Genomic DNA, 8,655 nt, shown 5'->3' with positions numbered 1-8,655 from the left:
GAGCATCGAGGAGCACCGTGCGATCGTCGACGACTTCGTCGCCTTCATGGCCGGTGGTGATCAGCGGGTCACCCGCCAGCTCACCGCGCGCATGCGCGAGGCCGCGGCAGCCATGGACTACGAGTCGGCCGCCGTCTACCGTGACCGCCTCAGCGCGGTCGAGGCGGTGCTCGGCAAGAGCGCGCTCGTGCTCAGCGACGACACCGACGCCGATCTGTTCGGCATCGCCGAGGACGAGCTCGCGGCGGCGGTGCAGCACTTCGTGATCCGCGGCGGTCGTGTACGCGGGGTGCGCGCGACGACCATCGAGAAAGAACTCGACATCGCGGGCGCCGAGCTCGTCGACCAGGTGCTGCAGCGCACCTACGGCGGCGCGGATGCCGCGGACATCCCGCGCCAGGTGCTCGTGCCGCAGTTGCCCGACGACGCCGCCGACCTCGAGGCGTGGCTGCGCGAGCGGCGCGGGAAGAACGTGACCGTCGGCATCGCGCAGCGCGGCCCGAAGGCCGACCTCATGCGCACGGCGACGATCAACGCCCAACAGGCGCTGCTGCTCCACAAGACCCGGCGCTCGAGCGACTACGTCGCACGCACACAGGCGCTCACCGATCTGCAGGAGGCGCTCGGACTCGCTGAGGCGCCGTTGCGGATCGAGTGCTTCGACGTCTCCCACCTGTCCGGCACCAACGTCGTCGCATCCATGGTCGTGTTCGAGGACGGCTTGCCGCGCAAAGACCAGTACCGCTCGTTCGGCATCGCCGAGACATCCGACGACACCGACTCCATCTACCAGGTGCTCACTCGCCGGCTCGCGCACGTCGACGACGCTCCCGACGAATCCGTGCCCGAGGCGACCGACCAGGGCGAGGATGTCGTCGTGACGCGGCAGAAGCCCCGATTCGCCTACCGTCCCCAGCTGCTCATCGTCGACGGCGGCAGACCTCAGGTCGCGGCGGCGGAACGGGCCCTTCGGGACAGCGGCCACAGCGAGATCGCTCTCTGCGGCATCGCCAAGCGCCTCGAAGAGGTGTGGCTGCCCGGAGAGGAGTACCCGGTCATCCTGCCCCGTACATCGGAGGCTCTCTACCTCGTGCAGCGCCTGCGCGACGAGGCCCACCGGTTCGCGATCACCCACCAGCGAAAGCGCCGCAAGCGTGACATCACCACGGTGCTCGCCGAAGTGCCCGGCCTCGGCGACGCGCGCATCAAGGCGCTGCTGCGACACTTCGGCTCGGTCACCGCTCTCCGCGGCGCGAGCCCCGAGGAGATCGCACACCTGCCCGGCATCGGGCCGAAGCTCGCCGCGGCCGTCCATTCCCGCCTCATCGCTCGATAGGGTGGAGACGACGGGGAGGCGCGGATGGACCAGACGGCACCGGGTGTGACCGGCGAAGTGCTGGTCGTGACCGGGATGTCCGGTGCGGGGCGCTCGACCGTCGCCAACGCGCTCGAGGATCTCGGGTGGTATGTCGTCGACAACCTCCCGCCCCAGATGATCAAGCCGATGCTCGAGCTGTCCGAGCTCGCTCAGGAGGCGGTTCCGCGGGTTGCCGTCGTGCTCGATGTGCGCGGGCGCGACCTCTTCGAGCGCCTGCCCGAGGTCACGCGATCGCTGCGTGATGCCCGCCACCTGCGCGTCATGTTCCTGGATGCGTCGGACGATGTGCTCGTACGCCGGTTCGAGGCCGTGCGTCGCCCGCATCCGCTGCAGGGGGACGGCACGCTGGTCGACGGAATCCGTCGCGAGCGCGCGCGCCTGTCCCGGGTGAGGGAGAGCGCCGACCTCGTGGTCGACACCTCGCACTCGAACGTGCATCAGCTCACGACGAAGATCGCCGACCTCTTCGCCGAGTCCGGTGCGGCGCGGCACTCCGTGACGGTGATGAGCTTCGGCTTCAAGTACGGGCTCCCGGCCGATGCCGACCTCGTCGCCGACATGCGCTTTCTGCCCAACCCGTTCTGGGTCGAGGACCTCCGCTCCCTCACCGGGGAGGACGAGTCGGTGCGGGACTACGTGCTCTCCCAGCCCGGTGCACGCGAGTTCCTCGACGCCTACACGGCAGCATTGCGCCCCGTGCTCGAGGGGTACCAGCGCGAGAACAAAAGGCATTCGACGGTGGCGATCGGATGCACCGGGGGAAAGCACCGCTCGGTCGTCATGGCTCGCGAGATCGCCCAGCGCCTCGACGACGTCCCGGGCGTGACGACACGCGTGGCGCACCGCGACCTCGGTCGCGAGTAGGCTGGAACGTCGTTCTCGAGCCCAGAAGGAGTGCCGTGCCGCTGACGGTCGATGTGAAGTCCGAACTCGTCTCGCTGCGTGACCCCCGCCCGACGGCGAGGGTCGCGGAGCTCACCGCACTGCTGCGGTTCGCGGGGGGACTGCACTCCATCGCCGGCCGGGTCGCGGTGGAGGCCGAGGTCGATTCCGAACGCCTCGCGCGCCGCGTCGCCCGCGAACTCGCCGAGATCTACGGCGTGCGGCCCGAGCTGGCGCACGTGCAGGCGTCGGGTGGGCGCACCGGGATCGCCGTGGCCGTGCGGGTCATCGATCAGGGGGAGACACTCGCACGCCAGACCGGGCTCCTGGACCAACGTCGACGTCCCGTGCGCGGGCTTCCCAACAAGCTGACGACCGGCAGCCGCGGTGACCTCGCCGCGGTGTGGCGGGGCGCGTTCCTCGCGACCGGCACTCTTACCGACCCCGGTCGGTCCGCATCTCTCGAGATCGCCTGCCCGTCGTCCGAGGCGGCCATGGCGCTCGTCGGAGCCGGCGCCCGCATCGGCATCGCGTCCAAGGCGCGAGAGGTGCGCGGCGTGCACCGCGTGGTCGTCCGCGAGGGCGACGCGATCCGACTCGCGCTCTTCGAGATGGGCGCGCGCAAGGCGGCGTCGGAGTGGGAGCAGCTGCGGCAGCGCCGTGAGGTGCGCGCCGACGTGAACCGACTCGTTAACTTCGACGACGCGAATCTGCGCCGTTCGGCGCAGGCCGCGGTCGCCGCGTGCGCGCGTGTGGAGCGCGCGCTGGAACTCCTCGGCGACGACGTGCCCGAGCATCTGCGCTCCGCCGGCGATCTTCGCCTCGCGCATCGGGACGCGAGCCTCGACGAGCTCGGCCACCACGCCGACCCGCCGCTCACGAAGGACGCCGTCGCCGGTCGCATCCGCCGCCTGCTCGCGATGGCCGACAAGAAGGCCGAGCAGCTCGGCGTCCCGGGCACCGAAGCGGCGGTGCCCGCCGACGCCATCGAGTGACCGACCGGGGCGCGAGGCGCCCCGCGAGCCGCACGCGTACGGTTACACCGCGTCATCCCGGGAATCAACCCGACGTGCGGCGTCGTTGCCCCTCAATAGGATGAACTCGTCACCCTCGCCGCGCCGAGGACACGGCCGGCGCCGATTCGGAAGAAGAGAACATGGCAACGTACTCCCTGCCCGACCTCCCCTACGACTACGCAGCACTCGAGCCGCACATCAGCGCGACGATCATGCAGCTGCACCACGACAAGCACCACCAGGCGTACGTCACGGGAGCCAACACCGCCCTCGAGCAGCTCGCCGAAGCGCGTGACAAGGGCGACTTCGCCTACGTCAACAAGCTCGAGAAGGACCTCGCGTTCAACCTCGGCGGACACACCAACCACTCGATCTTCTGGACCAACCTGTCACCGGACGGGGGCGACAAGCCCACCGGCGAGCTCGAGTCGGCCATCACCGACCACTTCGGTTCGTTCGACAAGTTCCAGGCGCACTTCTCAGCGGCCGCCCTCGGCGTGCAGGGCTCGGGCTGGGCGGGTCTGTTCTGGGACTCGATCGGTCAGAACCTGATCATCCAGCAGTTCTTCGACCAGCAGGCGCAGTTCGCCGCCGGCACCGTGCCGCTGCTCCTCCTCGACGTCTGGGAGCACGCGTACTACCTCGACTACAAGAACGTGCGCGCCGACTACGTGAAGGCGTTCTGGAACATCGCCAACTGGGCCGACGTGCAGCAGCGCTTCACCACCGCCCGTGAGAAGACTGCGGGTCTGCTGGTAGTGTCGTGACCAGGTGAGGATGCCTCGGAGCCCTCGCTCTGGCGGGGGCTCCGGCATCCTCTTCCCATGGGATCGGCGCCCAGGGCCGACCCCGTTCCGCGACCCGATCGCGGATGGAAACATGCGCGTCAGCGCGACGAGAAAACGGGAGACACCGTGTCTGTCAAGATCGGCATCAACGGCTTCGGCCGTATCGGACGCAACTACCTTCGCGCGGCTCTCGCGCAGGGTGCGGACCTCGACATCGTGGCGGTGAACGACCTCACCGACACCAAGACCCTCGCCCACCTGCTCAAGTACGACTCGGTGGGCGGACGCCTCGACGCCGAGGTCTCGTACACCGAGGACTCCGTCATCGTGAACGGCACCGCCATCAAGGTGTTCGCCGAGCGCGACCCCGCCAACCTCCCGTGGGGCGAGGTCGGCGCGGAGATCGTCATCGAGTCGACCGGCCGCTTCACCAAGGCCGACGACGCCCGCAAGCACATCCAGGGCGGCGCCAAGAAGGTGCTCATCTCGGCTCCGGCCACCGGCGAGGACGGCACGTTCGTCATCGGCGTGAACGAGGACCTCTACGACCCCGAGACGATGCACATCATCTCGAACGCGTCGTGCACCACGAACTGCCTCGCCCCCCTCGCGAAGGTCTTCAACGACAACTTCGGCATCGAGCGCGGCTTCATGATGACCGCTCACGCCTACACCGCGGACCAGAACCTGCAGGACGGCCCGCACGGCGACCTGCACCGCGCCCGCGCCGCGGCGATCAACATCGTTCCGGCCTCGACCGGCGCCGCCAAGGCCATCGGCCTCGTGCTGCCCGAGCTCAACGGCAAGCTGAGCGGCTCGTCCTACCGCGTGCCGGTTCCCACCGGCTCGATCGTCGACCTGACGATCATCACCCCGACCGAGGGCCTCACCAAGGAGGCCATCAACGCCGCCTACGAGGCGGCGGCGGCCGAGGGTCGCCTCGCCGGCATCCTGAAGTACAACGTCGACCCGATCGTCTCCAGCGACATCCAGCAGGACCCGCACTCGTCGGTGTTCGACGCCGGTCTCACGAACGTCTCGGGCAACCTGGTCAAGGTGTCGTCCTGGTACGACAACGAGTGGGGCTACTCGAACCGCCTCGTCGACCTGACCGAGTACGTCGCCGAGCGTCTGTAATCGTCATGGCCCTGCGCACCCTCGCATCGCTGGGTTCGCTGGCCGGCAAGCGCGTCATCGTCCGTGCTGACCTCAATGTCCCCCTGCGGGACGGGGTCATCACGGACGATGGCCGTGTGCGGGCCACGCTGCCGACCCTCAACGCCCTGATCGATCAGGGCGCTCGCGTCGTCGTCGTCTCCCACTTGGGACGTCCCGACGGCGCCCCCGACCCCGCCTACAGCCTGCAGCCCGTCGCTCAGCGTCTCTCCGAACTGCTGGGAGCGCCGGTCGCGTTCGCGCAGGACACGGTGGGGGAGTCGGCGGCCGAAGCGGTCGCCGCTCTCGCGGACGGTGACGTCGCGGTGCTCGAGAACCTGCGGTTCAACGCCGGTGAGACGGCGAAGGATGACGCGACCCGTCGTGCGTTCGCCGAGCAGCTCGCGGCGCTCGGCGACGTGCTCGTCTCCGACGGCTTCGGTGTCGTGCACCGCAAGCAGGCGAGCGTCTATGACCTCGCCGAGCTGCTGCCGTCCGCGGCGGGCTTCCTGATCGAGAAGGAGGTCGAGGTTCTCGATCGCCTGACCGAGAACCCGGAGCGGCCCTACACCGTCGTGCTCGGTGGCTCGAAGGTCAGCGACAAGCTGGGCGTCATCGACCACCTGCTGCCGCGCGTCGACCGCGTGCTCGTGGGCGGCGGCATGCTGTTCACCTTCCTCGTCGCGCTCGGACACCCGGTGGGCTCGAGCCTGCTGGAGAAGGACCAGATCGAGACGGTCAAGGGCTACATCGCCCGCGCCCAGGAGCTGGGCGTCGAGCTCGTCCTCCCGGTGGACGCGGTGGTCGCGGCATCCTTCTCGGGCGACGCCGACCATGTGGTCGCCGCGGCCGACGCTCTCGAGGACACCCCGTTCGGGGCCTCGGGGCTCGGTCTCGACATCGGTCCTAAGACGGCGGAGCAGTTCGCGGAGCTCATCCGGTCGAGCCGCACCGTGTTCTGGAACGGCCCGATGGGCGTCTTCGAGCTCGCCCCGTTCGCGGCCGGCACGAAGGCCGTCGCGCAGGCGCTCACCGAGGTCGACGGCCTCAGTGTCGTCGGCGGTGGCGACTCCGCCGCTGCCGTGCGCCAGCTCGGCTTCTCCGACGACGCGTTCGGTCACATCTCGACCGGCGGCGGCGCCAGCCTCGAGTTCCTCGAGGGCAAGAAACTCCCCGGACTGGAGGTGCTCGGATGGGCGCAGTGACCCGTACCCCGTTCATCGCGGGCAACTGGAAGATGAACCTCGACCACCTGCAGGCGGTCGCACTCGTGCAGAAGCTCCACTGGACGCTGCGCGACGCGAAGCACGAGTCGGGTTCGGTCGAGGTCGCGCTCTTCCCGCCGTTCACGGATCTGCGCCCCGTGCAGACCCTCATCGACGCCGACAAGATCCCGTTCGCGCTCGGCGCGCAGGACATCTCCACCCACGACTCCGGTGCGTACACCGGTGAGGTGTCGGGCCAGTTCCTCGCGAAGCTGGATGTCTCGTACGTGATCATCGGTCACTCCGAGCGCCGCGAGTACCACCACGAGGGCGACGACATCGTGGCCGCCAAGACCCGGGCGGCCCTGCGCCACGGTCTCGTGCCGGTGATCTGCGTGGGCGAGACGGCCGCCGACCTCGAGGAGTACGGCGCCTCTGCCGTTCCCGTGAAGCAGCTCGGCATCGCACTCGAGGGGCTGTCCGCAGACGCGGACATCGTCGTCGCATACGAGCCGGTCTGGGCGATCGGCTCGGGCCAGGCGGCGACGCCGGAGCAGGCGCAGGAGGTCGCTGCCGCCCTGCGTGCGGTGATCGCCGACGCGCTCGGGGCCGATGCGGCCGCGCGCACGCGCATCCTCTACGGCGGATCGGTGAAGTCCTCGAACATCGCCAGCTTCCTGCGTGAGCCCGACGTCGACGGCGCTCTCGTCGGCGGTGCGAGCCTGGTGGCCGACGAGTTCGCGGCGATCATCCGCTTCCAGAAGCACGTCGGGGTCTGACCCCGACGACGTGCGGTGACGCCCGCCACCTGGCGGGCGTCACCGCGCCGTTATACTGAACGTCTGTGCGTCCCGACGGGTCGCTTCGGAAAGGTTGTCTCGAAAGTGCAGATCCTCGAGTTCGTGCTCCAGGTGCTCCTCGGCATCACGAGCCTGCTGCTGACCCTCCTCATCCTGCTCCACAAGGGCCGCGGTGGCGGACTGTCCGACATGTTCGGCGGCGGCATGAGCTCGGCGCTCGGTTCGTCGGGTCTGGCGGAGCGCAACCTGAACCGCTTCACCGTCGTGCTGGCGCTCGTCTGGTTCGTGTCGATCGTGGCACTGGGCCTTCTCACCAAGTTCAACTCGGGACTGTAGGACAACATGGCCGCTGGGGGTAACGCCATCCGGGGTACGCGCGTCGGCGCGGGCCCGATGGGCGAGCAGGATCACGGATACCACGCGGAGCGCGTCGCGGTGTCGTATTGGGACGCGCTGGGCAACGAGACCGTGCGCTACTTCGCGGCGGGCATCGCCCCCGAGGAGATCCCCGACACGATCGACTCGCCGCATTCGGGGCTTCCTGCCGGCCGCGACAAGGCGAACCCGCCGGAGCTGGCCCGTACCGAGCCCTACAAGACCCACCTGGCCTACGTGAAGGAGCGTCGCTCCGACGAAGAGGCCGAGCAGATCCTCGATGACGCGCTGCGTCAGCTGCGCGAGCGCCGCGGCGAGTCCTGACTCGGCCGCATCCGTTCACGAACGGCGCCCCGCCCCGGATCCGGGAGCGGGGCGTCGTCGTTGAGCGTCAGTATTCGCGGTCGATGAGCTGCGCAGGCACCTTGGCGGCGGCGGCCTCATCGACGAAGAACACGGTGCGCTTGCGGCCCTTCGCGCCTGCGGCGGGGACACTCGCGTAGCTCGCGCCCGCGAGGGCGAGGCCGAGTGCGGACGCCTTCTCGCTTCCGGTCATGACGAGCCAGACCCGCTTCGACGAGTTGATCACGGGACGGGTCACCGTGACGCGCAGCGGCGGTGGCTTGGGCGAGTCGCGCACCGGGAGGGTGGCGGTATCCGTCACGAGGATCTCGGGACGATCGGGGAACAGAGATGCCACGTGGCCGTCGGGTCCGACGCCCAGGAAGCAGATGTCGAAGCTCGGCCAGGCGCCGACCGCGGGGTCCGCGAAGCGAGCGAGTTCCGCCGCGTAGGCACGGGATGCCTCATCCAGGTCGAGCCCGCTGTCGCTCGGCGCGATCGCGTGGATGCTCTCGCGGGGGATTTCGAGGGCGTCGAAGAACACCGGGTAGACCGGAGTGTCGTTGCGCTCCGGATCGCCGGCGGGCACGAATCGCTCGTCCGACCACCAGAAATGCACGCGGCTCCAGTCGACCGTTGCCGCTGCCGGAAGCTGCGCGGCGGCCGCGAGGACCGCCGGACCCATCGATCCCCCTGTCAGGGAGATGTGGGCGA

The 8,655-nt window shown here is 69.3% G+C and carries 10 protein-coding genes; 9 read left to right on the top strand and 1 reads right to left on the bottom strand.

What is annotated here, in order from left to right:
- From uvrC to ASG00_RS11965, 9 genes are all read left to right on the top strand, one after another.
- Positions 1–1,336, top strand: a 1,336-nt coding sequence (gene uvrC / locus ASG00_RS12005) for an excinuclease ABC subunit UvrC (RefSeq protein ID WP_235559560.1), incomplete at its 5' end; no start/stop codon positions are given.
- Positions 1,337–1,360: 24 nt separating this feature from the next.
- A complete protein-coding gene (gene rapZ, locus ASG00_RS12000) occupies positions 1,361–2,242 on the top strand; it encodes an RNase adapter RapZ (protein ID WP_045246537.1) in 882 nt (293 codons plus the stop codon).
- A 35-nt stretch (positions 2,243–2,277) separates the two neighbouring features.
- Complete coding sequence (gene whiA / locus ASG00_RS11995) at positions 2,278–3,255, top strand: DNA-binding protein WhiA (protein WP_045246539.1); 978 nt, start codon at positions 2,278–2,280, stop codon at positions 3,253–3,255.
- Between the two features lie 161 nt (positions 3,256–3,416).
- Positions 3,417–4,043, top strand: a complete 627-nt coding sequence (locus tag ASG00_RS11990; RefSeq protein ID WP_045246541.1) for a superoxide dismutase — start codon at positions 3,417–3,419, stop codon at positions 4,041–4,043.
- Between the two features lie 147 nt (positions 4,044–4,190).
- Positions 4,191–5,201 (top strand): type I glyceraldehyde-3-phosphate dehydrogenase, encoded by a 1,011-nt coding sequence (gap, locus tag ASG00_RS11985; RefSeq protein WP_045246543.1) that lies wholly within the window; start codon positions 4,191–4,193, stop codon positions 5,199–5,201.
- Between the two features lie 5 nt (positions 5,202–5,206).
- Complete coding sequence (locus ASG00_RS11980) at positions 5,207–6,424, top strand: phosphoglycerate kinase (protein WP_056209877.1); 1,218 nt, start codon at positions 5,207–5,209, stop codon at positions 6,422–6,424.
- Positions 6,412–7,203: a triose-phosphate isomerase gene (gene tpiA / locus ASG00_RS11975; RefSeq protein WP_056209875.1), complete on the top strand. Its 792-nt coding sequence runs from the start codon at positions 6,412–6,414 to the stop codon at positions 7,201–7,203. The genes ASG00_RS11980 and tpiA overlap by 13 nt, the downstream gene beginning before the upstream one ends.
- 105 nt (positions 7,204–7,308) lie before the next feature.
- Positions 7,309–7,560 (top strand): preprotein translocase subunit SecG, encoded by a 252-nt coding sequence (secG, locus tag ASG00_RS11970; protein ID WP_045246548.1) that lies wholly within the window; start codon positions 7,309–7,311, stop codon positions 7,558–7,560.
- Between the two features lie 6 nt (positions 7,561–7,566).
- Positions 7,567–7,923 carry an RNA polymerase-binding protein RbpA gene (locus ASG00_RS11965; protein WP_045246550.1) on the top strand — a complete coding sequence of 119 codons (357 nt, stop codon included), beginning with the start codon at positions 7,567–7,569 and terminating at the stop codon, positions 7,921–7,923.
- Between the two features lie 67 nt (positions 7,924–7,990).
- On the opposite strand, the gene pgl is transcribed toward ASG00_RS11965, so the two are convergent.
- On the bottom strand, positions 7,991–8,655 hold a 665-nt coding region (gene pgl, locus ASG00_RS11960; RefSeq protein WP_235559559.1), incomplete at its 5' end, for a 6-phosphogluconolactonase.

The sequence above is a fragment of the Microbacterium sp. Leaf351 genome (assembly GCF_001423825.1).
GTDB classification, from domain to species: domain Bacteria; phylum Actinomycetota; class Actinomycetes; order Actinomycetales; family Microbacteriaceae; genus Microbacterium; species Microbacterium ginsengisoli.
Note: the sequence above shows the minus strand (reverse complement) of the source record. Positions and strands in the feature narration are given on the sequence as shown.

Excerpts from the sequence above, each read along its gene's own strand:
- ASG00_RS11965 (WP_045246550.1), top strand. The coding sequence starts at position 7,567 with ATGGCCGCTGGGGGTAACGCCATCCGGGGTACGCGCGTCGGCGCGGGC.
- ASG00_RS11990 (WP_045246541.1), top strand. The coding sequence starts at position 3,417 with ATGGCAACGTACTCCCTGCCCGACCTCCCCTACGACTACGCAGCACTC.
- ASG00_RS11980 (WP_056209877.1), top strand. The coding sequence starts at position 5,207 with ATGGCCCTGCGCACCCTCGCATCGCTGGGTTCGCTGGCCGGCAAGCGC.
- rapZ (WP_045246537.1), top strand. The coding sequence starts at position 1,361 with ATGGACCAGACGGCACCGGGTGTGACCGGCGAAGTGCTGGTCGTGACC.
- tpiA (WP_056209875.1), top strand. The coding sequence starts at position 6,412 with ATGGGCGCAGTGACCCGTACCCCGTTCATCGCGGGCAACTGGAAGATG.